Origin of the sequence: Halovenus carboxidivorans (genome assembly GCF_009831575.1) — an archaeon.
Lineage (GTDB): Archaea > Halobacteriota > Halobacteria > Halobacteriales > Haloarculaceae > Halovenus > Halovenus carboxidivorans.
This window is the reverse complement of record NZ_WUUT01000001.1, coordinates 876242-898711: the sequence shown is the minus strand read 5'-3', so window position 1 is coordinate 898711 and position 22470 is coordinate 876242. Positions and strand designations below refer to the sequence as shown.

Sequence of the window (22470 nt, the reverse complement as noted above, 5' to 3'; positions counted from 1 at the left end):
GGTCGGCCCCTCAATCGTATCTCGGTGACTCCGGCTCCGGTCGCCGGCCGGCGGGCGTCTCGGTTCGGGCCGCCCGCATCCGGTCGGTGAAATCCCAGGTGTACAGCCGGTCGGGCCGGACCCGGATGACCAGTTCCTCGCGGTCGTCGTCGAGCAGCATATCTGCCAGCTCCGACTCCGTGCCCCCGAGATACCGGTCGAGCAAGTCCCGGAGAAGCGCCTTGTCCTCGTCCGGTTCGAGAGAGGCGGTCCCGTTGCCGCGCACGCCCATATAGGGCGGCCGGTTCGTCGACAGCTCGAAACAGACCGCGTCGTCGGCCCGGAGGAACTCCGCGATGTCGGAGTCGCTGCTCGTCGCGCAGAGAAACTGATCGTCCTCGACGGTGTACCACAGCGAGAGCATCCACAGCCCGCCGCTCGGCCGTCGACAGCCGATCCGGAGCGGCATCAGCGCCTCCTCGAGAAACTGCCGCAGTTGCTCGCGGGACCACGGGCCCTTGACTGGTGGCATTGGTGGCCGTTCTCCCGGCCCCGATAAATCGGTTTGGGTGCTGTTACCGTCCGAACCGTCGCTGGCGGCGCTGGAAGTCCCGCAGTGCGCGCAGGTAGTCACGTCGGCGGAAGTTCCGCCAGTTCACGTCGGTGAAGTACAGTTCGGAGTACACCGACTGCCAGATCATGAAATCCGAGAGCCGTTCGGCGCCGGTCTTGATGATGAGATCCGGATCCGAGGGGAAGACGAGTCGCCGTTCGATATCCTCGCCGGTGATCTCCGCCGGGTCGAGTTCTCCGTTTGCGACGGCTGTCGCGATACCGCGAACGGCCGTCGCGAACTCGTGTTTGCCGCCGAGGCCGATACTCACCTGAATCGGTGACGTCGCCCGGCTCTCGTCGTCGGGCGAGCGGACCGAGATCGAACGCGGGGACTCGATTCGCTCGAACTCGCGTCTGAGCGTCGGAATCACCTCTTCGTTGCCGACGCTGACGTAGACGACGACGCGCTCGGCCCCGAAACCGAGCGCCCACTCGAAGAACGATTCCAGCGTCGCGTACGCCCCGTCCTCTAAGAGGTCCCGCTCGGTGATGACGAGCGCGACCGTCTCGGGGAGTGACTCCTCAGCGAGGCGGATACGAAGCGCCAGATACCTGTCGTACAGACCCACGGCGACCCCTTCGGCCGGAGGATAGTAAACGTGAAGGGATCGGACCGAGCCTCACAGTTCGACGCCGCTGGGAATCAGGCTGTGCTGGCGCAGGAGGTTGCCGTCGGCGTCGTATACCAGGAGGGCATCGAGGTCGTAGACGAACGGCTCGCCGTCGCGTCGGTTGATGCAGATGCGATAGCTCCCGTCGTCGGGTTCCTCCTTGGCGGCCGCCACGAGGTCGAGAATCTCCTCGCTGGCCGCGTTGAACTCGAGGAGATACTCCCCGGTTACGCGGTGGGTCAGGCTACAGACGCCCGTCGCGTCCGGAGATTCGTGATCGTCCTGAAAGCGGAACGCTACGTCGATGTCCGTCGCCGGAATCTGCTCGTCGTCCTCGGTGAGTTGGGCTGTCAGTGTCTCCTCGGGTCCGTCGTATTCGATGTCGAGCGTCGGGCTGTCGGCGTCTGCTGGGTCCAGGCTCTCGGCCGCGACTGTGAAGTGGTCTCGCCTCATCCGGTAGCCGACACTACGATACCCTCTACAATGAACGTAACGACCGTACCGGTGCCGAAAGACATACGTGCGACTATCTCACATACCGGCGGCTACGCCCGTCCGGTCTCCGACAGCAGCCAGTCGACGTGCTCGTTCAGCCGTGCAGCGCCCGCGTCGGTCAGTTCGTACACGTCGTGGATCCCCTCGGTTCGCGTCTCGACGAACCCCTGGTCTTCGAGGGCATCGAGCGCCCCGTAGAACGACTGCGGGTCGATGCGGGTATCGTAGGTCGATTCGAGCCTGGATTTCAGCGCCTGAGCCTGCATCGACTCGCCGGCCAGCAGTGCGCAGATGTCCCGCCGTCGCCCGCTCTGGAGAAACTGCGTCATCGCTGTTCGAGTTGCCCGTTCGCCTCGACGAACTCCCCGCGTTCGATCGACTCGTCGATGATCTCCTGGACGTTTCGGGCGTCGAGTTGATAGGCGCTGGTCGCGATGGTGACGACCTCCTCGCGGCTCATCGGGAACTCGCGGTTGCGCAGCAGTCGGAGCACCTTCCCGTAGTTGTCGGGCGGACTCTGGTCGTCCCCGGACTGTGCGTCGACCGACGAACCGTCGTCGGAGTCCTCGCCGTCGGCGGGGCCGTCTGGTTGCTCGGCGTCCGGCGACTGAGGGCCGCTGGAGTCGGACGCTGACGGCCGGGACCCGGCGGAGTCACCCTCCGTCGTCCCGGAGTCACCCAAGAGGGTGCCCTCGGAGTCCGCACCGATGAGTCCGTCCTCGTCGCCGTCACTCGGGGGCGACGTGTCGGTCTCGGTGGATTCGTCGGCTGGGGCTACTGGCTCGTCGGCTTCGACAGGGTCGCTCACGTCCCCGGTCCCGGCGCGGGCGGTCCGGTCCGCTCGACCGGCCGTCGCGTGCTCGATGAGGGGTTCGATCAGCGTCTGGAGGCGGTCCTTGCAGGACTCACAGAGGACGGTCCGGCGTCGCTCGGCTTCGGTCGGGTCGAGTTCGTCGGGGACGATCTCGAAGGTCCCGGCGGCCTGGTCACCGCAGAAATCACAGCTCCGGAGTGCGCGCATGCCGAACAGTACCGCGTGACCCCGCAAAAAACGTGTCGGAGCGACGGCCGGAACCGACACACAAAGGTATCGGCAAGCCAACAGTGGGGTATGAGTGAGGACGCGACCACGGCAGAGGCAGGGAGCGTGACTGCAGAGTACCGCGAGACCGAGACCGAGCGACTGCTCGTGTTCCGGCGAGACGGATCGGAGGCCGTCGTCGCACAGAATATCGAGGGCTACGCGATGCTCAAGGTGCGCGACGGCCCCGACGGGGACGAACTCGAACGGTACTACGGCTTCGACATGGCGCTGGATCACGCCGGCGAGTTACTCGGCGTCTCACCGCACGACCTGCCGGTACCCGAGGCCGCGGACGATATGGGAATGTAAACAGGGTCAGACCTCGCGCTCGAAGACCATCCCGATGGTCGTCCCGTCGCGTTCGAGGGTCTCGCTGAGCCGCCAGCCCTCGCTTGCGTACTCGTTGATCACCGACTCGATGTTGCCCATCTTCCGTCCGCGGGCTTCCGTCGCGTGCGTCGTGTAGACGTAGCGCTGCTCGGCCATACCGTATCGAGGCCAGCCGTCAGCAAAAAGCCAGCGACCGCTTACAGGAACAGCGAGAAGACGAGATACGGGAGGCCGAAGACGACCGCCGTCAGGACGGCGAGGATCAGTCCGTATCCGATGATCGCGCCGACGCCGGTGAAGAACGCGGGATGGGTGAATTCGTTCGGGAGTTCCATACCTGTTCTCAGAAAGGTCATCACTTAACTCTGTGGAACCGTGGCCGCGTTGGCGGTCTTGCGCTGCTGATACAATCCGGCGAACGGTTATCCCGGCCCGCGGACAATCCCCGGACGTGCCGACAATCGAGCTCTACGACAGAGAACAGTGTCCGTACTCACAGAAAGTCAGAGACAAACTCCACGAACTCGACCTGGAGTACGAGGAGACGGTCGTCCCCGACGCACACGGGGACCGCACCGAGGTCGAACAGCGGACCGGTCAGACGGGGGTCCCGGTGCTGTTCGACGAGAACATGGACGAGGAGTTTCTCGCGGACAGCAGCGACATCGTCGCCTACCTCGACCGGCAGTACAGCTGAAAAGCTACAGCGACTGGGCGAAGGTTTTGAGATCCGAGCGCTGGGTCTCGTTGGCCTGTGCGATCTGTGAGAGTTCCTCGGAGATCCGGGAGGCCTTCCGAGAGGCCTCGTCGATCATCATCGCCAACTCCTCCGCGCTCTCGGACTGCTCTTCGGTCGCCGTCTTGACCTCTTCGAGCGCCGTCGAGACGTTCGTCACCAGTTCCTCGATGTCGCTAAACGTCTCCAAGGCGCGTTTGCTCGCCTCGTAGCCCTCGCTGGTTTCGCCTTCGAGTTCGTCCAGTTCCGCCGCCGCCTGCTCGGTCCCGGCCTGGATGCTGTCGACTAGCTCCTCGATCTCGCCGGCCTGTGTCTTGCTCTCCTCCGCGAGGTTTTTCACCTCGTCGGCGACGACGGCGAAGCCTTCGCTGTCCCCGCCCGCTCGGGCCGCCTCGATGGAGGCGTTCAGCGCGAGCATGTTCGTCTGGTCTGCAATATCGTTGATCACGTCGACGATCTCGTCGATCTCGTCAGTCCGGTCCTGCAGGGAGTCGACCTGTTCGCGGACCTGTGCGGCGTTGTCGTTGATCCGCTCCATCCGCTCGGTCATCTCCTCGGCGCGCTCGTAGCCCTCCTGTGTGAGATCCTGCGCGCTGTTTGACTGCTCGTTGACCTCCTGAGCCGTCGCCGCGATCTCCTCGGTGGCGGCGTTGATATCGTTGACCTCGCCCGCGATGTTGTCGGTGTTGTCCGCCTGTTGCTCGACGAGTGTCTCGATCTCGAAGGAGCTCTCCTCGATCTCGGTCGCACGGTCGATGAGTTCCTCGACGGACTCGCGGGCCTTGGCGGTGCTGAGCTGTCGGGCCCCGCCGTCCAGACGGGTCGACAGCGCGGCCGTATCAGTCGTGACGACCCGACCCAGCGCGGCCTCGGCCCCGTCCGTGGGTTCTTCTGTGAGGTCGTACGCCCCCGACAGGAGCGCCGCCTGGACGGTCGAAATCGCGTTGAACAGATCGCCGGGGTCGACATCTCTGTCCGCGACGAGATCCGTGAGTTTCTCGTAGGCCGGGTCGCCGTTCGGGAGCGTGTTCGTGAAATACTCCGTCGTACAGGTGCGCAGCGCCTCGGACTGGTCGGCCAGTTGCTCCGTGACGAACGCTTCCGTCTCTGTCCGCGAGGCCGGGAGAAGCGTCTCCGCGGCGATCCTGAGCGTGTCGGGATCCGTCTCGAACGTCGACAGTTCGTCGGCTCCGATCTCGTTTCCGGGGGTACTCATTGTCTCCGTGTTCGCGCGCGGCAGGCATAACGATTCGGCTCTCTGTAGGCCGGGATTACCGACCGTCAGGAGGCGGCGTCGCTCGGACCGTCGGCCGATTGGCGGTCCCGCGCGGTCGCGGTCGTGACGATGCCCGCGAGGACGACCGCGCCACCGAGAACGGTCAACATCGACGGGGTCTCCCCGAGCAGCAGTGCCGCGAGTAGGGTCGCGCCGATCGGTTCGCCGAGCAGGGAGACGGAGACGACGCTGGATTCGAGATGACCCAGCGCCCAGTTGATCACCGTGTGGCCGAACAGTCCGGGGCCGAGTGCGAGGCCGGCGAACACGAGCCACTCCCCGCGGGGATACCCGCCGAGCGCGTGGCCCTGAGAGACGACGAGCGCGAACAGGCCGACGGTGCAGACCGAGTAGACGACCACGACGTACGGGATCAGGGCCATCCGCTGGCGCAGCGAGCGACCGGCGAGGACGTATCCGGCCGCCATGACAGCCCCGAGCAACGCGAGCGCGTTTCCGAGCAACGGGTTCGCGCCGACGACGCCGCCGACGAGATCACTCAGCGACATCGTGACGATGCCGGCGACGGCAACGAGAATCCCGGCGGCGACGCGTCTACTGACCCGCTCGGAGAGCAGTGCCCAGGCACCGACGGCGACGAACAGCGGTTGTGACTGGACGAGTGTCACACTCGCCGCGACGCTGGTCCACGCCAGACTCTCGAACCACGACGCGAAGTGAACCGCGAGCGCGAGACCGGAGGCACAGGCGAACAGCAGATCGCGGCGGTCCATGGCGCGAAACTGCTCGCGGTACCGGAGTGCTGCGACCGGCAACAGCGGAAGGGTGGTGAACAGGACGCGGTACATCGCGGCGACCGAGGAGGGGGCCGAACTCAGCCGAACGAGAATCGCGCCGGTGCTGATCGCACAGATCGAGACCGCCAGCCCCGCGACTGGGGCGAGGCCGTTGCCCGCCCGCACGGCGGCCACGGCGGCGCAGAGACGGCGCATCCGCTTCGACGGCGTCGACACGGCTGAGCAGTGGGGACAGCGGCTCTTAGCGGTTTCGACCCTCGCTCGTGGCGTCTCGGCCGAGATGCTCCTCGACCTTCTGGACTTTCCGCTCGGCGGCCTCTTCGACGGTCCGCTTGTCGTCGATTTTGAGGAACGTTCCCACGCGGTCGGCGTCGACGGCGTCGTGTGCGGCCGCTGCGGCCGCGAACAGGTCGTCCACCTCCGGTGCTTCCAGAATCGTCCCCATCGGCGTCGTCTCGTACTCGACGTCGAACTCCTCCAGGGCGTCGACGGCCTTCGCGATTTCGGGCGCCATGCTCCCGTCGACTTTCGGCGAGACGCTCAGAAACGCGGTTGCGGTCATACACGCGGGTACGATCGACACCCACTAAACTGCCCCGCTCGATCCCGGAAGGGAGGCCAGTTTCCGGGGGGAGAGCGTCGCTCTGAACAGCTGTTAGCTCCCAAAGGAATACCGGATATCGAAAAGGAAATCTGTGGATTAGAATAATAGGTTTTGGTACACCAAAATATATTTTCTAAACAGGTAGATTTATACCCTTGGCGGTCGAAGTACGTCCTGTATGAGCACCCAGAAGGAAGCGATGCGAGAATTCGGTACTGTCGAAGAAAACGACCTGCGACTCGACACGGAGAAATCCGAGCAGATCATCGACGCACTGAACACGGACCTCGCGGCGACGTTCACGCTGTACCACCAGCTCCGGAAACACCACTGGAACGTCGAGGGCGCGGAGTTCCGCGACCTCCACATCTTCCTCGGTGAGGCCGCCGAGCGCGCCGAGGAGGCCGCCGACGAGATCGCCGAGCGCGCGCAGGCCCTGGGCGGAACGCCGGTCGCCGGCCTCGGTCAACTTCAGGAGCACTCGCCGGTCGAGCCGGAGGACGACGACATCTACGACATCCGCACCTCTCTCGCGCACGACCTCGAAATCTACGGCGACATCATCGAGTCGCTGCGAGACCACGTCGAACTCGCGACGAACCTCGGTGACCACGCAACTGCGGAGATTCTCCGACAGATCCTCGTCGACGTCGAGGAGGACGCTCACCACCTCGAGCACTACCTCGGCGACGACACGCTGGTCACCGAGGAGACGATGAACTAACTGGGTGCAGCCTCGACCCACGGATTCGTAGCTGACGGATCACTGCGAAAATTCTCTTCCTCTCGGCGCTGATCGGAGAGAGACGAGTATGCAGCGTCTGCCGCGCTACTGCGAGGAGAACCAGAGCTGGGCGGGTCGGTCGAACGAGGCTACGGACAAAACTATCGGGGTAACTCGACGGTGTAGTCGGTCGAGATCCAGCCGTCGGTGTTGCCTTGTTCGGTGAAGACGACCCGGTCGGGACAGCTCGTGTGGGCGGTCACGTCGCAGTCGACACAGAGTTCTGGGGACCGCTCGTCCTCCAGCTCGTAGTCGGTGGCTTTCATCAACAGGAGTTAGGTGACCCTAAAACTATAAGGGTTTTGGCTTGCCTAAAGCGTTGGATTCGGGGGAACGTATATATACGAGCAACTGCGGGGAGGCCTTTTGTACGGGCCAGCCGTAGCACGTCGTATGAGCGATTCTCAGGATCCGGACGTGACACGGCTGCTGCGGGACCTGACGCGGGAGTTGCAGGTGTTGCGTCGCGAACTCGACAGCGACCGCCGCCGGGGGTCGAGGCGACGACAGCTCTCGCGGTTCACCAGCGAGGTCGCAATTCCGAGCGTCATCCTCGTTTTGGAGACGAACATCCGCGCGCTGAAACTGCTCCGACGGGCGATCAGACTCGCCGAGGGCCGAGAGCCACGGGAACGACGGGGCACTCGCGAGGACATTCAGGACCGTGCGGAGCAACTGGGGAGCGAGGCGCTGTCGCGGTTGGACCAGACGCTGGCGACGGTCCAGTCCTCCCTGGAAGAGGGTAGCGCCGACGAGGAGGTAGGCCAACTGATCGACGAGGCCCGCCAGCTACAGAGCCAGATCAGCCAGCAACTCGATACCGAGCGGACGGTGGACGAGGCACAACAGCCGACCGACCGCGAGGCGCCGTCCGATCCCGTGGCCATCGACGTAGACACCGAGCTACAGACGCTGAAAGACAACCTCGACGATGGGGCCGACGAGAACGCGGACGATACGCCGCCCGGGGACGACTCCGGGGAACCGCCCTGATAGCTTTTTATTCGCGGCCGCACAACGGCAGCCATGACACTCGATCCGGTCCACGTGGACGGCATCGCCGACCTCGCAAGCCGGGTGAAGACGGCCGTCGACGACACCGACCAGACCGAACTCGCCGAGCGCGCCTTCTCGGAGTTTCTCGATCCGCTGTACGACGCCGACGGGTCCGTCGTGCTCGAACCGCTCGACGAGCACGGCAAACGGAAGGTGCCGATTGCCGACGTGGCGCTCGAAGAACCGCCGTTTCCCACCCAACACGGCCTCGACGCGGGGACGATCAACCCGACGACGTTCAAGAACGGACTGGTGATCGACGTTTCTCAGGCCGCGATGGCCGCGGTCCCTTCGGACGTGGACCTACACCGCGCCCGAACTATCGTGATGACGGTCCACACCAACGACACGGCAGCGGCCTTCGAGGAGACGGACTGGCGAATGGTCGACGAGGGGTACGCGCGGCGGCGGATCCTCCGCGCGCCGCGTGTCGACCGTCACGAGCAGGTCGTCGTGCACGCGCTGGCGCTGTACCTCGCCGAGAGTGAACACGCGCTCGAACAGAGCGAAGTGGTCGACGACCTGCTCGTTCTCGACGGACCGATCTATCCGACGGGTCTGCTGAAGTGGGTCGAACGCGACCCGGAACTCGAACGGCTCATCATCGAACGGGAAGAGTTCACCGACGTGATCGCGAACTACCTCGAACTGGTCGAGACCTTCGTCCAGCGAGAGACCCCGCTCGTCGGGTTCGTCAAAAACAGCGCGTCGAAGGCGATCACGCGTGAACTCCGCCGGAAGACAGGAGCACCGTGGGTCAACGACCAGGCGCTTTTCCGCCGGGTGCTCGAACGGCCCGACGAGAACGGCGATCCGCAGACGGACGCGCTGACGTTCACCGGCTGGTTCCGGTCCCGCGTCGGCACCGACGGCGTGCTCGCAGACGGACGAATCGAACTCGACAAGGAACGGACGCTCGACGATGACGACTACGAGGTCACGTTTTTCGTCATCTACGACCCCCGTGACGATCTGATCTACCGGGCCGAGGCGCCGTACGCGTTCACCCGGGACGAACAGCTCCGAGCAGAGCTCACGACGCAGTTTCTCGGCGCGGTCGCACGGGAGCGAGGGCCGCCGCTTTCGGTCGGGAAGGCCGACGAACTGGCCCGCATCGACCGGCAGGGAAAGGAGACGATCCGGCGGCGTATCGAGCACACGTTCGAGACCGGCCAGCAGACCGATTACAACGACAAGCGGTGGGGGCCGGCCGAGCGACTGGACCTATAAGTCTCGGTGGGGACTATCGTGGCGCGTAGCGGTCATGTGCCGTCGAGTTCGCGACTATCGACGGGCCGCTCAGAAATCCGCCAACTGTGACTGGACTCCGGTGACGAGTTCGGACTTGCGGCGAAGCGCACCGAGGGAGACGGGCAGTTCACCCGCGAGGCCGCGGACGGCGTCGTGGAAGGTCTCCGCCACCGCAGGCTGGCCTTCCTCGAACGCGTGGCGAATCCCCTCGCGGATCTGCCAGACCCCGACCGGCGCCCAGTAACCGTCGCTTGCGTGACGGATCACGAGACACGTCGCCTGGCGGTCGATATCGGCGAGACGTTCGAGCACCGCGAGACGGGAGGCGTAGTACGCGCCGGAGGTCTCGTCGACGTAGCTGTCTCGCCCCGTGTAGCCCTCGCTGTCGGCGGCCATGTAGTACTCGCCGCCCCCGTCGGGGTTCCAGATACTCCCCGGCGCTTTCAACTCGACCAGCTCGAACTCCCAGTTGCCCGGCGCGAGGATGATCCAGTAGTCGTTTGCCATGTACTCGTTGTACCAGACCTGTACCTCGTCGATACTCGGGGCGTTGCGGATCGACCCGCGGAGATACTGACCGACCGTATCGTCGACGGCGGTGATCGACCACCGCGTCGGCACGAGCCGTCGATTCCGTCCCCGGCCGAGCGCGCCGGCGGAGAGAATCGTGTTGATCTCGTACACGTCGAACCCGCGGCGGTAGAGGTAGGTCATCGCGCCCTCGGCCTGCCAGTCGTCGTCCTCCAGCGTCTTCTCGACGGCGCGGGGGACGGACGGGTTCTCCGCGAGGGTCGCGTCCGTGGCGCGCGCCCGCGGTCCAGTCGGCGTCGAGATGTCGTCCAGAGAGAGGTCGATCTCCGGCGAGCCGTCCAGGCCGAGTTCCACGTCGACCGGTTGGTCGGCGATCGCGACCTCGCGCTGGACGCCGACGAAGCCGTCCCAGACGTCGCGGACGTTGACCTGCGCCGAGCGCGTCGAGTTGAGCAGGCCGGTCCGGCGCTGGAGAACCTCCTCGACACCCAATCCCTGCTGGTACCACTCGCCGCTGGTGGCGAACTGGGCGGCGTCGGCCTCTCGGTCCATCGGCGAGAGCAGACCGGTCGAGACGTCCGGGTAGTTCGAGCGGCCGACGAATATCTCCGGGGCCGTCGAGCCGAACAGCGAGTCCCCCTGGACGACGCGCTCGAACTGCTGTTCGACATCGTCGAGATGGTCGGTGATCTCGTAGGATTTCTCCCGGGCGAGACGGCGGCGGTCGGCCGCTTCGTCACGCTCGAAATCCTCGATGAACTCCTCGAGGCGCATCTACGTGTCTGTTGGAGACAGCCGGGTATCAATGTGACTCTCGGGAGAGCAGGTGACCGAACGGTCCCCGACGCGGCCGGTCACACGGCCGCGAACCGCGCCGGGGCAGGTTTCAGCGCATACCGCGCGCTGGCCCGGCCATCGGATAAAAACGTTAGCTGTGGATCCCCATCGCTTCGATCTGCTCCTGGTACCGGTTGCGGATCGTCACTTCGGTTACCTGCGCGACGTCTGCGACCTCGCGCTGTGTCTTCTTCTCGTTGCAGAGCAGTGATGCGGCGTAGATGGCCGCTGCGGCGTAGCCGGTCGGGGACTTGCCGGAGAGCAGCCCTTTCTCGGCGGTCGTCTCGATGATCTCGTTTGCTTTCGTCTGTACCTCTTCTGAGAGCTCGAGCTCCGAGCAGAAGCGAGGAACGTACTTCTTTGGATCGACCGGCTCCATCTCCAAGCCGAGTTCTTGGGAGATGTACCGGTAGGTTCGGCCGATCTCTTTGCGCTCGACGCGGGAGACCTCCGAAATCTCTTCGAGACTTCGGGGGATCCCCTCCTTTCGGCAGGCGGCATACAGCGCACTCGTGGCGACGCCCTCGATGGAGCGACCGCGGATGAGATCCTCCTTCAGCGCCCGGCGGTAGATCACGGATGCGACCTCCCGTACCGAACGCGGGACGCCCAGTGCGCTCGCCATTCGGTCGATTTCGGAGAGGGCGAACTGCAGGTTGCGTTCGCCCGCGTCCTTGGTCCGGATGCGCTCCTGCCACTTGCGAAGGCGGTGCATCTGGCTTCGCTTCTTCGAGGAGATCGATCGCCCGTAGGCGTCTTTGTCCTTCCAGTCGATGGTGGTGGTCAGCCCCTTGTCGTGCATCGTCTGGGTCGTCGGCGCGCCGACGCGCGACTTCTCCTGGCGTTCCTGGTGGTTGAACGCGCGCCACTCCGGACCGGGGTCGATGTTCCCCTCTTCGACGACCAGACCGCAGTCGTCACAGATGAGTTCACCCCGGTCGGAGCTTTTGATCAGGTTCTCTGACCCACACTCCGAACATTCGCGCACCCCCTCTTCTGTTTCCTTGTTAGTTGTAGACTCGCGCTCGCGCTCCCGCTGGCGGCTAGACCGTGTCATCGCATTTTTATAGTAGTAAGATAGTCAAACTTAAACCCTTGGTAAGAATTTTGTGGCCATCACACGGTCACAATTACGTTTCGATATCGATTCGCTCGGTAGTGCCGAAACGACGGAGCCGAAACGGATAATCCCCTCGGGACCTCTCCATGAGAGTAGATGCCGGTACTGAACTGCGACGTCGAGCAGGCCCGCGAGCGACTCGAATCGGCAGGTGTCGAGATATCGCCGGGCAACACCGATCACGAGCGCTGGCGCGCGAGTTACGAGGGAGCAACGGCCGTCGCCTACGACGACAAGGTCGTCATCCAGGGCAGCGACCCCGCCCGACTGCAGGCGCTACTCGAGGGCGAGGGCGGCCGGGCACACGTCTACTTCGATGGGGCCTGCCGGGGCAACCCCGGCGAGGCGGCCATCGGCTGGGTGATCGTCACCGACGGCGGAATCGTCACCGAGGGCGGCGAGCGGGTCGGCCGGATGACGAACAACGCCGCCGAGTACGAGGCGTTGCTCAAGGCGCTGACGCTGGCCGCAGAGTACGGCTTCGAGGAGGTCGAGGTCCGGGGGGATTCGGAACTGATCGTCAAGCAGGTCCGCGGAGAGTACGACACCAACGATCCCGATCTGCGGGAGTATCGGGTTCGGGTGCGAGAGCTGTTGAGCGAATTCGAGGACTGGTCGCTCTCGCACGTACCGCGGGACATAAACGAACGAGCGGACAAACTGGCAAACGAGGCGTTCGAGGATGGCTAACGAACACGACGGCGTCGATCAGCCGGCACGGGCCGACGAGACCGACACAGACGACGAAGAGACACCCCTCCCGCCGGAGGTCGTCGACGAGGCCGAGCGGCTGACGCGGCTGGCGCGGGAGACCGTCGACGACAACGAGGCCGAGGCCTACCGTGAGGCCCGCGCGGAACTGCTCGCCGAGCACGACTACACGGCCCGCGTTCGAGAGGAGGAGCACGACGTGCTCGTGGTCCACCCGGAGGAGTGGGTCGAAGACGGGACCGTCTACCCGGAGCGGATCGACGACATCGAGCGCGGAATCGAGCGTCCGCTCTCCGGGCCGGGCGACCCCGACGACTGGGAGGAGGTCTGGGAACACAACATGGCCATCGCCGAGGAGGTCGAACGCGAACACGGGAGCGCACACGGCGGAAATGCCGAGGCGCTCGCGGAGTTTATGAGCAACCACTACGCGAAACGGATCGATCAGGCGACGGAGTCGGAACTGGAGGAGTTCGTCGAGGAGTACTATCCGCGAAACGTGTGGCCGACCGACGACCAGAAAGCGGTCGTCGAGGAGTCGGTCGAACTCGTCGTCGAGCTTACTCAGCGTCGTTGATGAGCGATTCGACGTCGGCTTTGCGGTCCTCGTTGGTGATGATCTTCCCGAACGTCCAGTCGAGCTGATCGAGAACGGCCTGGTAGCCGTCGTCGGTCAGCGCGTACTGGTTCGTTCGTTTGTCGAGTTCGCTCTTCTCGACGAGGCCCATCTCTACGAGTTCGTCGAGGTTGGGGTAGAGTCGTCCGTGGTTTACCTCGGAGTCGTAGTAGGTCTCCAGCTCCCGTTTGATGGCGAGTCCGTACCGAGGCTCCTCGGCCAAAATAGTAAGGATATTCTGCTGGAACGCTGTAAGTTCTCGTGCGATGCCTGGTGTGTCAGGAACTGCTTGTGCCTCTGACATACTTGGTCGAATGTCATCTATCTACTTAACGCTTGCCAATCCATCCTATCGTTGTCACGAAATAACCGGGACACGGGGGTAGTTACGCCGGTGTAACTACCGCAATGCATACATATTTCTCCCTGGGGGAGAGCGTACCGTTCCGGACTGCGTGCCTGGTTCGCCGCTAGGAAGATAGACCGAAAGTAGTTTTTGGCCAAAAAATCAGATACGATAATGATGGCAAACCTCTGGGAAGATCTAGAGACCGGACCGAACCCGCCAGAAGAGATCTACGCAGTCGTCGAGTGTCTCAAAGGCGAGCGCAACAAGTACGAATACGACAAGGACATCCCCGGCGTGATGCTGGACCGCGTGTTGCACTCGAACGTCCACTACCCGTCGGACTACGGCTTCATTCCGCAGTCCTATTACGACGACGAGGATCCCTTCGACGTGCTCGTTCTCGTCGAGGACCAGACGTTCCCGGGCTGTGTCATCGAGGCCCGCCCGGTCGCGCTGATGAAGATGGACGACGACGGCGAGCAGGACGACAAGGTCATCGCGGTCCCGACCGAAGACCCGCGATACGACCACATCGAGGATCTCGGAGACATCCCACAGCAGACCCTCGACGAGATCGACGAGTTCTTCGCGACCTACAAGAACCTCGAAGAGGGCAAGGAAGTCGAGACGCTCGGCTGGGAGGACAAGCAGGCCGCGATGGACGCGATCGAACACGCACAGGACCTCTACGAGGAACACTTCGGCTGATCGGACGGGGGGCACCGCCGATTTTTTCGAGCGGACCGAGCGGGAGCACGGGTGTACCGTTACTCGGTGCCGGGGAGTCGGTAGCGTTAACACGGTTCGCTCAGAGGGGTCCGGTATGGAGAAAGTCACGATCGATGACGTTCGGAACGAGGTAAACCCGTTGCAGGTCCACGACGTTCGCCGGCCGGTGTCGGACGAACTCGGGACCGAACACTTCGCGATGAACTACTTCGAGTTGAGTCCGGGGGACTCCTTCTCCGGCGGACTCCACACCCACCACGACCAGGAGGAGGTCTTCTACATCGAGTCCGGGACCGCGGAGTTCGAGGTCGGCAAAGAGCGCGAGAACGTCACCGTCGAGGCGGGCGAGGTGATCCGGTTCGCACCCGGCGAGTTCCAGACCGGCTACGCCGTCGAGGAGGACGGCAACGAGGTCGTCGGCTGGGCGCTCGGCGCGCCCGCTCCACAGCACGACTGGGAGGAACTCGAATCGATGATCCACTGCCAGGAATGCGAGGAGGAACTCCCGCACGGCACGACGATCAACGCCGAGGGCCGGTTCGAGTTCACCTGCACGGAGTGTGGCAACACCTTCTCGATGTGAACCGACTCGGCGGCCGCGCTGGGATCAGCACACGCTTGCCCGCCACCGACCTGACCGGATGAGCCAGCAGTCGGACGGGCTGGGATGGCGGCCCGGTCGGGCGGTTCCCAAACGGGTTGGAATCGTTCTCGGGTGTTGGGAACGCGGGAGCCCGTTTTATCATGGGGATACATACGACCGACTGTAATGTCGAACCCAATTGGCGCCCCCGGAGATGGGTTGTCGCGACGTGATTTCGTCAAGGCAACCGGTACCGCAGGTATCCTCGGAATCGCAGGCTGCACGTCTCTCGAAAGCAACGACGGCCAGGGGACTCCCCAGTCGCAGACTCCGACCACGGAGTCGGCGAGCCAGACAGATCTCCCGACGACGGCTCCGCCGGAGGTCGTCAACGTCGACGAGCAGGGCAACCAGGTGACGATCCAGTCACAGCCAGCCAGACACGACGTCCATCCGCTGGACTCGATGGGTGGACCCGTCGAACTCCCGCAGGTCTGGGCGTTCAGTGCCGACGGCGGAAAGCCGAGCGTGCCCGGTCCGATCCTGCGAACGACCGAAGGCGAGGACATGGAGGTGACGCTGGATCTCACCGACGGACAGATGCCGCATACGCTGCACTTCCACGGAGTCACGAAGACCTGGGAGAACGACGGCGTCCCGACCACCACCGGCATCACGGTCCAGCCCGGCGAGAAACACACCTACGAGATTCCGGCGAACGTGCCCGGCACCCATCTCTACCACTGTCACTACCAGACGCACCGACACATGGAGATGGGAATGTACGGGATCCTGCGGGTCGATCCCAAGGGGTACGAGCCGGCCGACAAGGAGTACTTCATGACGCTTCGGGACTGGGACTCGCGGCTCCCCCGTCAGTTCGCCGGCGAGGACGTCAGTTACGACCCGCGGAACCGCCGGCCCGACGTGTTCACGATAAACGGCAAATCCGCCCCGCGGACGCTTCACCCCGAACAGGGTTCGCCGATCATCGTCAAACAGGGCGAGACCGTCCGGGTCCACCTGGTCAACGCGGGCTACATGAGCCACCCGATGCACATCCACAACCACCGCTTCCGGGTCATCGAAAAGGACGGCGCACAGATCCCCGACGCCGCCGTCCACGAGCAGGACGTGGCGAACATCGTGCCCGGCGGTCGGAAGACTATCGAGTTCGACGCGACGGTCGACCCCGGAATCTACCTGATGCACTGCCACAAGGTCAACCACGTGATGAACGGCCAGACCTACCCCGGCGGTATGCTCGGCGGAATCGTCTACGAGAGCGCGATGGACACGGATATCTTCGCCAATCTGATGGAGTACGCCGGTTACGAAGTCTAATTCCGGCGAGGTGCTTACAGCCGATAGGATTGCTCCGCACGTTCGGTTTCGAGCACGGCCGCGAGCAGATCGATCGTCGCCTCGATATCGTCGACGTGGGCGCTCTCGGTGACGGTGTGGAGATACCGCGTCGGAATCGAGAGCGCGCCGACCGGAGCGGCACCGCCGAACCGCTGGAACCCTGCGGTGTCGGTCCCGCCCGCGGGGAGCACTTCGATCTGGTAGTCGATCCCCTCCTCCTCGGCCACTTCCCGGAGCCGGTCGTTGACCTTGGGGTTCGTGATGACACTCGAATCCTTGAGTTTGATCGCCGTGCCGTCCCCGAGTTCGGTGACGTGGTCGCCGGGCTCGAACCCGGGCACGTCGTTGGCGACGGTCACGTCCAGCGCGATGGCGAGGTCCACGTCCAGATCGAAGCCCAGCGCCTGCGCGCCGCGGATGCCGACCTCCTCCTGGACGGTCGCGGCGAAGTGGATCGTCACCTCGGGGTCGTCGATCCGTCGGGCGGCTTCGAGGATCGCGAACAGACAGACGCGGTCGTCGAGTGCTTTCCCGGTGACCGTCTCCCCGACCAACTCCGTCGACTGTTCGAGCGTAACGAGATCACCGCGAGAGACCCGTTCCCGTGCGGTCTCGCCGTCCAGCCCCAGATCGATGTACACGTCCTCGACCTCCGGGTCGGCGTCGAGTTGGTCCTCGTCGAGAGTGTGCGGCGGCGGCGACCCGATCAGGCCGGTGAGGTCGCCCTCGTCCGTGTGGACGGTGACCCGCTGGGCCTTGAGGACGCGCGCGTCCCACCCGCCGAGGGCGTCGACCTGGACGAAGCCGTCTTCGGTGACGTGACGGACCATGAACCCGATCTCGTCCATGTGTGCGGCGACGACGACCTCGGTGTCGGAGTCGCCCTCGATAGTGCCGACGACGTTGCCCATGCTGTCGGTCCGGATTCGGTCGACTTCGGGTTCGAGTTCCCGGCGGACGACCTCGCGAATCCGGTCCTCGTAGCCGGGAACGCCGCTGGTTTCTGTCAGTTCTTTCAACAACTCGGTGTCGAACGACGGTGACATAGCTGTCGGTACTCACGCCAGTCCCAAGAGCGTGTCCGAACGTCTCGGAGAACAGAGCGGTCTCAGGACGTGCGGTCGACGAAGTCGACGACCTCCTCGGCAATCTCCTCGCCCGCGTCCTCCTGCAGGAAGTGCATGGCGTCTTCGATCCAGATATCGGGCTGGTCGCTGGCTGTCGGAATCAGATCACGGATCGGATCACGAGCGTTGCCGGTGATCGGATCGGAGTCCGAAAAGAGGACGAATGCGGGTTTCTCCCACTCGGAGAGTCGCTCCTTCGCGGCGGCCATGTGATCCGCTCCGGGGTCGTCGGGAGAGGTCGGAATCAACCGCGGGAAGATGCGGGCACCGGCCTTGGACTCCTCGGTGTGGAAGGGCGCTTCGTAGGCCGCGATGACCTCCTCGGAGAGTTCCGTCGCGGTCGCGTTCTGGATGAGCATCCCGATCGGGAGTTCGTCGACGCGCTCGACGAAGTCCGCGAACTCGTGCCAGTCCTCGCTCATCCGCTGTGTCCCGTCCGGGACGCCGGTGTTCATCGGCACGAGTCGGGCGAACCGGTCGGGGTTGTGTCCCGCAAGCGCCAGGCCGAGAATGCCGCCCCAGTCCTGACAGACCAGCGTGATCTCCTCGAGATCCAGTTCGTCGAACAACAGCGTCTCCAGCGAGTCGTAGTGCAGGTGGAAACTGTACTCGTCGGTGTCGGTGTACTTATCCGACCGGCCGAGACCGAGCAGATCCGGAACGACCACCCGCCCGCGCTCGGCCAGCGTGGGGATCATCTTCCGGTAGAGAAACCCCCACGACGGCTCCCCGTGCAACAGCAGAAACGTCTCGTCGGCGTCCTCTCCCGTCGGTTCGACATCGACGTAGGCCATCTTCGCGCCGTCGTCCGTCACCGGCACGCGCTCGTAGGGATAGTCGTAGTCCGGCACGTCCTCGAACCGCTCTTCGGGTGTGGTTACCAGGCCCATAGCGGCTACGTCACGGGCAATCTTTAAATTGTTTGGGATACTGAACGATATCTTACCGCGGGAAAGTAAACGCGGGCTACTGTAAAACACTGGCCAACGGCTTCGACACGGGGGGACTGCGGCTCGTGAGGTCTCGGGACGGCTATTGAGCCGTCAGGGCGACAGAGAGCGTTACGTACTGGTCTTAGCAAAGCAATTACGCACAGTTTCGATAGACGCGTATGCTCATATGTCTCTCGAAGAGGGGTCCGGGTTGTCAGCGGAGTACGACGCGTTGCAGACCGGAATCGCGCTGTACGATCCGTCCGAGGCGACGGTGATGGACGCGAACGAGCGGTTCGAGTCGATCCTCGGGTACTCCGTGGATCGCCTCAGAACACTTTCTGTCGACCGGTACACGGCCAACACGGGCGCGTTCGCCGAACCGGATTTCGAGGAGCGGCTACGAGCGGCGGCGGCCGGAGAGCCACAGCAGTTCAAGTGGCGGATCAAACGCGCCGACGGGACGCTGATCTGGGTTCGCGTGAATCTCTCACAGCGGACGGACGGGGAGACGGTGCTCGCGGAGATGCGCGACATCACGGACTACTACACCGCCAGTCGGCGGGAGACGCTGTTCTGGCGCATCCTGCGACACAACCTCCGCAACGAAACGTCGGTCATCGCCGGACACGCGGGGACTATCCGGTCGACGACCGAGTGTGCGGAGATCCGTCGGTCCGCGGCGGTGATCGAGTCGACCGCGGTCGAACTCGGTGACATCGCCTCGGAGGTCAAGCAGATCCAGCGCGCGACGACGCGTTCGGAGTCGGACCGGTCGACAGTCGAAGCGAGCGCCGCCGTCGAGGCCGTAGTCACAGATCTGTCGGAAGCGTATCCAGAGGCCGAGATCACCGTCGAGCGTCGCCGGCAGATGTGGATTCGGGTCGACGAGGCGTTCGAGCACGCGCTCGGACACGCAGTCGAGAATGCAGTCGTCCACGGGGACGACTCCCCCCGCGTCGAGATCTCGATCGGCCCCTCGCCCAACACCGGCCGCGTCGAAATTCGGATCGCGGATCGGAACCCGCAGATTCCCGAGATGGAAATCGAGGCGCTCGGGGAGTTCGCCGAGGTGACGAGCACCACACACGGTACCGGCGTGGGGCTGTTCGTGATGAAGTGGTGCATCGAATCACTCGGCGGCGAAATCGAGTTCGAGCGCCGGGACGACGGGAACGTCGTCCACATCTACCTGCCGCCGGAACCGGAGCCGTCGTCGGCGTAAGCGGGTTCGGTCGGGGCCGACGAAAAGAGTCAAACGGCGGCCGGGCGAACCGCGAGCCATGACAGACCGAGCGATGGTGATCGGGGCGTCGTCGGGGATCGGAGAAGCGCTGGCACACGAACTGGCGACAGAGGGCTACGAGGTCGGACTGACCGCCCGGTCGGTCGAGACGCTGCGGGAGATTGCCGAGGGGCTGCCCACGCGTGCGTACGTGAAACGAATGGACGTGACCGAGACGGAGACCGCCAGAGACGCCTTCAGGAGTCTCGCCGGAGAGATGGACGGCGTCGACGTGGTCGTCGTCAACGCCGGAATCGGACCGGGGAACCCGGAGTTAGACTGGGAACCCGAGCGGGACACCATCGACACCAACGTCCGGGGGTTTACGGCGATGGCCGTCGCGGCGATGAACTACTTCGAACAGCAGGGCCACGGTCAGTTGGTCGGCGTCTCCTCGGTCGCGTCCTACGTCGGCAGTAGCCGGGTCCCCGCCTACTACGCCTCGAAAGCCTACGTCTCGAACTACCTCGACGGGCTCCGCTACAGGTCCCGGCATCTCGACGCCGATATCACGGTCACGACGGTGGAGCCCGGATTCGTCGACACCGACCTCGCTGGCGGGGAGTTCTGGATGTGTTCGCCGGAGACGGCAGCGGAGTTGATCCGGGAAGCCATCGAGGAGAAGAAGCGACAGCAGTTCGTCACCAGACGGTGGCGACTGGTCGCGACGGCACTGACGGTGATGCCCGACGTGCTCAAACGCAGGCTGTTCTAACCACGGCCGCCGAAGCTACCGAAACGTGGGCGGTCAATCGCCAGCGGCCGGCGCAATCGGGTTCACCGGACGGGTCAGTTTGGCGAGTTCCTCCGTGAGCGGTTCCTCGCGCTCGTCCCCGGAGTCCGCGGTCGTGCTCTTGAACTGCTCGGAGTCGCAGTCTGGACACGGTTCGAGAAACGTCTCGACGCGCGTCCCGCAGTCCAGACAGACGAACACCCGCTCTGACATATCCGATACTTTCAGTCGTACGCACAAAAACGTGTTCGTGTGAGACCACTCCGGGGGCATCGAACGCGTCCACCACCAGACAGTGGCACGCAACCCCACGGGAGATCGGTGCACGAAGACACTCGAACGGCGGATATGTCCGTCGGGAATATCGGCAACGGTTGCCGATTAGTTATGAGCATGGGTAATTACTTGGGGGAGCGCGACCACGTTCGAATCGTGATGGCAGCGAGCAACCAGACCGTCGGAGTCGACCACGTGACCGTCGTCCCGGAGAACTTCGATCCGGAGGGCAGTTCCGGAGAAGGCGACGACCAGTCGGCCGACCGTTGAGATCCGCTGGCGTCTGGTGACAGGCGGAACCAGCGTGCAGAGAGAAGAAGCTTCTTGTGGGATACACCAGTAGCGGTCATATGGGATTGTTCGACCGGATTCGTGGCGACGACGGGCCACGAGTCGCGTTCATCGGTATCGACGGCGTACCGTATAGCCTGCTCGCCGACCACCCCGAGGAGTTCCCGAACTTCGCGGCCATCGAACGCGAGGGCAGCGGCGGAGCCATCGACAGTATCGTCCCGCCGGAGTCGAGCGCCTGCTGGCCGGCCCTGACGACGGGGATGAACCCCGGAGAGACGGGCGTGTACGGGTTCCAGGACCGGGAGGTCGGCTCCTACGAGACGTACGTTCCGATGGGTCGGGACGTGCAGGCGAAACGGCTCTGGACCCGCGTCGACGACGCGGGCCGCGAGGCGACGGTGATGAACGTCCCCGTGACGTTCCCGCCGGACCGGGAGATTCAGCGACAGGTCTCGGGCTTTCTCTCACCCGGCGTCGACAAGGCCGCCTACCCCGACGAACTCCGCGAGTATCTCGAAGGGATGGGCTACCGGATCGACGTCAACGCGAAACTCGGTCACGACGAGGACAAGACCGACTTCATCGAGGACGCCCACGAGACCATCGACAAGCGGTTCGAGGCGTTCGAGCACTACCTCGCGGAGGACGACTGGGATCTGTTCTTCGGCGTGTTCATGACCACCGACCGGGTGAACCACTTCCTGTTCAGAGACTACGAACAGGACGGGGAGTACTACGAGGAGTTCATGGACTTTTACCGGAAAGTCGACGACTACATCGGCCAGATCAGGGAGATGCTCCCCGACGACGTGACCCTGGTCGTCGCCTCGGATCACGGTTTCACGACGCTCGAGTACGAGGTTCACTTCAACGAGTGGCTCGAACAGGAGGGCTGGCTCGAATACGAGGGCGACGATCCGGACGAACTCGGAGACATCGCGGACGAGACGCGGGCGTACTCGCTCATCCCGGGCCGGTTCTACATCAACCTCGAAGGCCGCGAGCCACGCGGGAGCGTTCCGGAGTCGGAGTACCAGGAGACCCGCGCCGAACTCAAGGAGGCCCTCGAATCGCTGACCGGACCCGACGGCGAGGAGGTCGTCGACCGCGTCGAGACGAAAGAGGACGCCTTCCGGGGCGACCACGACGACATCGCGCCGGATCTGGTGGCGATTCCGAACCACGGCTTCGATCTGAAAGCCGGCTTCGGCGGCGACGGTGAGGTGTTCGGCACCGGCCCGCGAAACGGGATGCACAGTTTCGACAACGCCTGCCTGTACATCGACGATCCGGACGCGCGCGTCTCGGACGCCGATCTGTACGACATCGCCCCCAGTATCCTCACGCTGCTGGACATGGAGTACGACCGTAGTTCCCTCGACGGTGCGACGCTGCTGAAGTAA

At 64.1% G+C, this 22470-nt stretch carries 31 protein-coding genes; 14 read left to right on the top strand and 17 right to left on the bottom strand.

Annotation, left to right across the window (positions count from 1 at the left end; all coding sequences use genetic code 11):
* Positions 1-10: 10 nt before the first annotated feature.
* The 5 genes from GRX03_RS04520 to GRX03_RS04500 form a co-directional block, all read right to left on the bottom strand.
* A complete protein-coding gene (locus tag GRX03_RS04520; protein WP_159762962.1) occupies positions 11-511 on the bottom strand; it encodes a pyridoxamine 5'-phosphate oxidase family protein in 501 nt (166 codons plus the stop codon).
* Positions 512-554: 43 nt separating this feature from the next.
* Entirely contained in the window at positions 555-1163 is a 609-nt protein-coding gene (locus GRX03_RS04515; protein ID WP_368277970.1) for an undecaprenyl diphosphate synthase family protein, read from the bottom strand.
* A gap of 51 nt (positions 1164-1214) precedes the next feature.
* Positions 1215-1658 (bottom strand): DUF5793 family protein, encoded by a 444-nt coding sequence (locus GRX03_RS04510; RefSeq protein WP_159762961.1) that lies wholly within the window; start codon positions 1656-1658, stop codon positions 1215-1217.
* Positions 1659-1750: 92 nt separating this feature from the next.
* Positions 1751-2029, bottom strand: coding sequence for a PadR family transcriptional regulator (locus tag GRX03_RS04505; protein ID WP_159762960.1), 279 nt, complete (start codon positions 2027-2029; stop codon positions 1751-1753).
* Positions 2026-2721 carry a hypothetical protein gene (locus GRX03_RS04500; protein ID WP_159762959.1) on the bottom strand — a complete coding sequence of 232 codons (696 nt, stop codon included), beginning with the start codon at positions 2719-2721 and terminating at the stop codon, positions 2026-2028. Before GRX03_RS04500 ends, GRX03_RS04505 begins: the two co-directional genes overlap by 4 nt.
* Positions 2722-2811: 90 nt before the next feature.
* Between GRX03_RS04500 and GRX03_RS04495 the strand changes: the two genes are divergently transcribed.
* A complete protein-coding gene (locus tag GRX03_RS04495) occupies positions 2812-3093 on the top strand; it encodes a DUF7111 family protein (protein WP_159762958.1) in 282 nt (93 codons plus the stop codon).
* 6 nt (positions 3094-3099) lie between these two features.
* On the opposite strand, the gene GRX03_RS04490 is transcribed toward GRX03_RS04495, so the two are convergent.
* Together GRX03_RS04490 and GRX03_RS16495 are read right to left on the bottom strand one after the other, a co-directional pair.
* Positions 3100-3270 carry a hypothetical protein gene (locus tag GRX03_RS04490; protein WP_159762957.1) on the bottom strand — a complete coding sequence of 57 codons (171 nt, stop codon included), beginning with the start codon at positions 3268-3270 and terminating at the stop codon, positions 3100-3102.
* Positions 3271-3311: 41 nt separating this feature from the next.
* Positions 3312-3449: a hypothetical protein gene (locus tag GRX03_RS16495; protein WP_201289171.1), complete on the bottom strand. Its 138-nt coding sequence runs from the start codon at positions 3447-3449 to the stop codon at positions 3312-3314.
* Between the two features lie 116 nt (positions 3450-3565).
* On the opposite strand from GRX03_RS16495, the gene GRX03_RS04485 reads away from it, so the two are divergent.
* Positions 3566-3811 (top strand): glutathione S-transferase N-terminal domain-containing protein, encoded by a 246-nt coding sequence (locus GRX03_RS04485; protein WP_368277967.1) that lies wholly within the window; start codon positions 3566-3568, stop codon positions 3809-3811.
* A 4-nt stretch (positions 3812-3815) separates the two neighbouring features.
* Here GRX03_RS04485 and GRX03_RS04480 read toward each other — a convergent pair whose 3' ends face one another.
* The 3 genes from GRX03_RS04480 to GRX03_RS04470 all read right to left on the bottom strand — a co-directional run bounded on the left by GRX03_RS04480 (position 3816) and on the right by GRX03_RS04470 (position 6446).
* The gene (locus GRX03_RS04480) at positions 3816-5066 is read right to left on the bottom strand and encodes a methyl-accepting chemotaxis protein (protein ID WP_159762956.1); all 1251 of its coding nucleotides are present in this window, start codon (positions 5064-5066) and stop codon (positions 3816-3818) included.
* Positions 5067-5131: 65 nt separating this feature from the next.
* The gene (locus GRX03_RS04475) at positions 5132-6079 is read right to left on the bottom strand and encodes a DMT family transporter (protein WP_159763196.1); all 948 of its coding nucleotides are present in this window, start codon (positions 6077-6079) and stop codon (positions 5132-5134) included.
* Positions 6080-6125: 46 nt separating this feature from the next.
* On the bottom strand, positions 6126-6446 hold the full coding sequence (locus GRX03_RS04470; RefSeq protein WP_159762955.1) for a thiamine-binding protein: 321 nt from the start codon (positions 6444-6446) through the stop codon (positions 6126-6128).
* A 220-nt stretch (positions 6447-6666) separates the two neighbouring features.
* Between GRX03_RS04470 and dpsA the strand changes: the two genes are divergently transcribed.
* Positions 6667-7212 (top strand): DNA starvation/stationary phase protection protein DpsA, encoded by a 546-nt coding sequence (dpsA, locus tag GRX03_RS04465; protein ID WP_159762954.1) that lies wholly within the window; start codon positions 6667-6669, stop codon positions 7210-7212.
* 161 nt (positions 7213-7373) lie between these two features.
* Here the strand turns inward: dpsA and GRX03_RS04460 are convergent, their stop codons facing one another.
* Positions 7374-7538 carry a hypothetical protein gene (locus GRX03_RS04460; RefSeq protein ID WP_159762953.1) on the bottom strand — a complete coding sequence of 55 codons (165 nt, stop codon included), beginning with the start codon at positions 7536-7538 and terminating at the stop codon, positions 7374-7376.
* A 127-nt stretch (positions 7539-7665) separates the two neighbouring features.
* On the opposite strand from GRX03_RS04460, the gene GRX03_RS04455 reads away from it, so the two are divergent.
* Both GRX03_RS04455 and GRX03_RS04450 read left to right on the top strand, forming a co-directional pair.
* Positions 7666-8265, top strand: coding sequence for a DUF7547 family protein (locus tag GRX03_RS04455; RefSeq protein WP_159762952.1), 600 nt, complete (start codon positions 7666-7668; stop codon positions 8263-8265).
* Between the two features lie 33 nt (positions 8266-8298).
* The gene (locus GRX03_RS04450; RefSeq protein WP_159762951.1) at positions 8299-9558 is read left to right on the top strand and encodes a DNA double-strand break repair nuclease NurA; all 1260 of its coding nucleotides are present in this window, start codon (positions 8299-8301) and stop codon (positions 9556-9558) included.
* A gap of 69 nt (positions 9559-9627) precedes the next feature.
* Here the strand turns inward: GRX03_RS04450 and nreA are convergent, their stop codons facing one another.
* Together nreA and GRX03_RS04440 are read right to left on the bottom strand one after the other, a co-directional pair.
* The gene (gene nreA, locus GRX03_RS04445) at positions 9628-10884 is read right to left on the bottom strand and encodes a DNA repair protein NreA (protein WP_159762950.1); all 1257 of its coding nucleotides are present in this window, start codon (positions 10882-10884) and stop codon (positions 9628-9630) included.
* A 154-nt stretch (positions 10885-11038) separates the two neighbouring features.
* Positions 11039-12004, bottom strand: coding sequence for a transcription initiation factor IIB (locus GRX03_RS04440; protein WP_159762949.1), 966 nt, complete (start codon positions 12002-12004; stop codon positions 11039-11041).
* A 159-nt stretch (positions 12005-12163) separates the two neighbouring features.
* Between GRX03_RS04440 and rnhA the strand changes: the two genes are divergently transcribed.
* Positions 12164-12757: a ribonuclease HI gene (gene rnhA, locus GRX03_RS04435; protein WP_159762948.1), complete on the top strand. Its 594-nt coding sequence runs from the start codon at positions 12164-12166 to the stop codon at positions 12755-12757.
* On the top strand, positions 12750-13355 hold the full coding sequence (locus GRX03_RS04430; protein WP_233739778.1) for a DUF7108 family protein: 606 nt from the start codon (positions 12750-12752) through the stop codon (positions 13353-13355). The genes rnhA and GRX03_RS04430 overlap by 8 nt, the downstream gene beginning before the upstream one ends.
* On the opposite strand, the gene GRX03_RS04425 is transcribed toward GRX03_RS04430, so the two are convergent.
* Positions 13339-13698, bottom strand: a complete 360-nt coding sequence (locus GRX03_RS04425; protein ID WP_159762947.1) for a PadR family transcriptional regulator — start codon at positions 13696-13698, stop codon at positions 13339-13341. The genes GRX03_RS04430 and GRX03_RS04425 overlap by 17 nt on opposite strands.
* A gap of 219 nt (positions 13699-13917) precedes the next feature.
* Between GRX03_RS04425 and GRX03_RS04420 the strand changes: the two genes are divergently transcribed.
* The 3 genes from GRX03_RS04420 (at position 13918) to GRX03_RS04410 (ending at position 16399) form a co-directional block, all read left to right on the top strand.
* On the top strand, positions 13918-14451 hold the full coding sequence (locus GRX03_RS04420) for an inorganic diphosphatase (RefSeq protein ID WP_159762946.1): 534 nt from the start codon (positions 13918-13920) through the stop codon (positions 14449-14451).
* Positions 14452-14566: 115 nt separating this feature from the next.
* Positions 14567-15055 (top strand): cupin domain-containing protein, encoded by a 489-nt coding sequence (locus GRX03_RS04415; RefSeq protein WP_159762945.1) that lies wholly within the window; start codon positions 14567-14569, stop codon positions 15053-15055.
* A 186-nt stretch (positions 15056-15241) separates the two neighbouring features.
* Positions 15242-16399, top strand: coding sequence for a multicopper oxidase domain-containing protein (locus GRX03_RS04410; RefSeq protein WP_159762944.1), 1158 nt, complete (start codon positions 15242-15244; stop codon positions 16397-16399).
* A gap of 14 nt (positions 16400-16413) precedes the next feature.
* Here the strand turns inward: GRX03_RS04410 and GRX03_RS04405 are convergent, their stop codons facing one another.
* Entirely contained in the window at positions 16414-17466 is a 1053-nt protein-coding gene (locus GRX03_RS04405) for a M42 family metallopeptidase (protein WP_159762943.1), read from the bottom strand.
* Positions 17467-17528: 62 nt separating this feature from the next.
* Positions 17529-18437 (bottom strand): haloalkane dehalogenase, encoded by a 909-nt coding sequence (locus tag GRX03_RS04400; RefSeq protein WP_159762942.1) that lies wholly within the window; start codon positions 18435-18437, stop codon positions 17529-17531.
* Between the two features lie 229 nt (positions 18438-18666).
* Here GRX03_RS04400 and GRX03_RS04395 point away from each other — a divergent pair, with 229 nt between their 5' ends.
* Positions 18667-19704: a PAS domain-containing sensor histidine kinase gene (locus GRX03_RS04395; RefSeq protein ID WP_159762941.1), complete on the top strand. Its 1038-nt coding sequence runs from the start codon at positions 18667-18669 to the stop codon at positions 19702-19704.
* A 58-nt stretch (positions 19705-19762) separates the two neighbouring features.
* Positions 19763-20479, top strand: a complete 717-nt coding sequence (locus tag GRX03_RS04390; protein WP_159762940.1) for an SDR family NAD(P)-dependent oxidoreductase — start codon at positions 19763-19765, stop codon at positions 20477-20479.
* A gap of 33 nt (positions 20480-20512) precedes the next feature.
* Here the strand turns inward: GRX03_RS04390 and GRX03_RS04385 are convergent, their stop codons facing one another.
* Positions 20513-20710, bottom strand: a complete 198-nt coding sequence (locus tag GRX03_RS04385) for a hypothetical protein (RefSeq protein WP_159762939.1) — start codon at positions 20708-20710, stop codon at positions 20513-20515.
* Between the two features lie 180 nt (positions 20711-20890).
* Between GRX03_RS04385 and GRX03_RS04380 the strand changes: the two genes are divergently transcribed.
* Together GRX03_RS04380 and GRX03_RS04375 are read left to right on the top strand one after the other, a co-directional pair.
* On the top strand, positions 20891-21043 hold the full coding sequence (locus GRX03_RS04380) for a hypothetical protein (protein ID WP_159762938.1): 153 nt from the start codon (positions 20891-20893) through the stop codon (positions 21041-21043).
* 80 nt (positions 21044-21123) lie between these two features.
* A complete protein-coding gene (locus GRX03_RS04375) occupies positions 21124-22470 on the top strand; it encodes an alkaline phosphatase family protein (RefSeq protein ID WP_159762937.1) in 1347 nt (448 codons plus the stop codon).

What these genes read in the sequence shown, in the direction of transcription:
- GRX03_RS04520 (WP_159762962.1), bottom strand. Translation starts at nt 511, where the DNA reads ATGCCACCAGTCAAGGGCCCGTGGTCCCGCGAGCAACTGCGGCAGTTT.
- GRX03_RS04510 (WP_159762961.1), bottom strand. Translation starts at nt 1,658, where the DNA reads ATGAGGCGAGACCACTTCACAGTCGCGGCCGAGAGCCTGGACCCAGCA.
- GRX03_RS04505 (WP_159762960.1), bottom strand. Translation starts at nt 2,029, where the DNA reads ATGACGCAGTTTCTCCAGAGCGGGCGACGGCGGGACATCTGCGCACTG.
- GRX03_RS04500 (WP_159762959.1), bottom strand. Translation starts at nt 2,721, where the DNA reads ATGCGCGCACTCCGGAGCTGTGATTTCTGCGGTGACCAGGCCGCCGGG.
- GRX03_RS04495 (WP_159762958.1), top strand. Translation starts at nt 2,812, where the DNA reads ATGAGTGAGGACGCGACCACGGCAGAGGCAGGGAGCGTGACTGCAGAG.
- GRX03_RS04490 (WP_159762957.1), bottom strand. Translation starts at nt 3,270, where the DNA reads ATGGCCGAGCAGCGCTACGTCTACACGACGCACGCGACGGAAGCCCGC.
- GRX03_RS16495 (WP_201289171.1), bottom strand. Translation starts at nt 3,449, where the DNA reads ATGGAACTCCCGAACGAATTCACCCATCCCGCGTTCTTCACCGGCGTC.
- GRX03_RS04480 (WP_159762956.1), bottom strand. Translation starts at nt 5,066, where the DNA reads ATGAGTACCCCCGGAAACGAGATCGGAGCCGACGAACTGTCGACGTTC.
- GRX03_RS04475 (WP_159763196.1), bottom strand. Translation starts at nt 6,079, where the DNA reads ATGCGCCGTCTCTGCGCCGCCGTGGCCGCCGTGCGGGCGGGCAACGGC.
- GRX03_RS04470 (WP_159762955.1), bottom strand. Translation starts at nt 6,446, where the DNA reads ATGACCGCAACCGCGTTTCTGAGCGTCTCGCCGAAAGTCGACGGGAGC.
- dpsA (WP_159762954.1), top strand. Translation starts at nt 6,667, where the DNA reads ATGAGCACCCAGAAGGAAGCGATGCGAGAATTCGGTACTGTCGAAGAA.
- GRX03_RS04460 (WP_159762953.1), bottom strand. Translation starts at nt 7,538, where the DNA reads ATGAAAGCCACCGACTACGAGCTGGAGGACGAGCGGTCCCCAGAACTC.
- GRX03_RS04455 (WP_159762952.1), top strand. Translation starts at nt 7,666, where the DNA reads ATGAGCGATTCTCAGGATCCGGACGTGACACGGCTGCTGCGGGACCTG.
- GRX03_RS04450 (WP_159762951.1), top strand. Translation starts at nt 8,299, where the DNA reads ATGACACTCGATCCGGTCCACGTGGACGGCATCGCCGACCTCGCAAGC.
- nreA (WP_159762950.1), bottom strand. Translation starts at nt 10,884, where the DNA reads ATGCGCCTCGAGGAGTTCATCGAGGATTTCGAGCGTGACGAAGCGGCC.
- GRX03_RS04440 (WP_159762949.1), bottom strand. Translation starts at nt 12,004, where the DNA reads ATGACACGGTCTAGCCGCCAGCGGGAGCGCGAGCGCGAGTCTACAACT.
- rnhA (WP_159762948.1), top strand. Translation starts at nt 12,164, where the DNA reads ATGCCGGTACTGAACTGCGACGTCGAGCAGGCCCGCGAGCGACTCGAA.
- GRX03_RS04430 (WP_233739778.1), top strand. Translation starts at nt 12,750, where the DNA reads ATGGCTAACGAACACGACGGCGTCGATCAGCCGGCACGGGCCGACGAG.
- GRX03_RS04425 (WP_159762947.1), bottom strand. Translation starts at nt 13,698, where the DNA reads ATGTCAGAGGCACAAGCAGTTCCTGACACACCAGGCATCGCACGAGAA.
- GRX03_RS04420 (WP_159762946.1), top strand. Translation starts at nt 13,918, where the DNA reads ATGGCAAACCTCTGGGAAGATCTAGAGACCGGACCGAACCCGCCAGAA.
- GRX03_RS04415 (WP_159762945.1), top strand. Translation starts at nt 14,567, where the DNA reads ATGGAGAAAGTCACGATCGATGACGTTCGGAACGAGGTAAACCCGTTG.
- GRX03_RS04410 (WP_159762944.1), top strand. Translation starts at nt 15,242, where the DNA reads ATGTCGAACCCAATTGGCGCCCCCGGAGATGGGTTGTCGCGACGTGAT.
- GRX03_RS04405 (WP_159762943.1), bottom strand. Translation starts at nt 17,466, where the DNA reads ATGTCACCGTCGTTCGACACCGAGTTGTTGAAAGAACTGACAGAAACC.
- GRX03_RS04400 (WP_159762942.1), bottom strand. Translation starts at nt 18,437, where the DNA reads ATGGGCCTGGTAACCACACCCGAAGAGCGGTTCGAGGACGTGCCGGAC.
- GRX03_RS04395 (WP_159762941.1), top strand. Translation starts at nt 18,667, where the DNA reads ATGTCTCTCGAAGAGGGGTCCGGGTTGTCAGCGGAGTACGACGCGTTG.
- GRX03_RS04390 (WP_159762940.1), top strand. Translation starts at nt 19,763, where the DNA reads ATGACAGACCGAGCGATGGTGATCGGGGCGTCGTCGGGGATCGGAGAA.
- GRX03_RS04385 (WP_159762939.1), bottom strand. Translation starts at nt 20,710, where the DNA reads ATGTCAGAGCGGGTGTTCGTCTGTCTGGACTGCGGGACGCGCGTCGAG.
- GRX03_RS04380 (WP_159762938.1), top strand. Translation starts at nt 20,891, where the DNA reads ATGGGTAATTACTTGGGGGAGCGCGACCACGTTCGAATCGTGATGGCA.
- GRX03_RS04375 (WP_159762937.1), top strand. Translation starts at nt 21,124, where the DNA reads ATGGGATTGTTCGACCGGATTCGTGGCGACGACGGGCCACGAGTCGCG.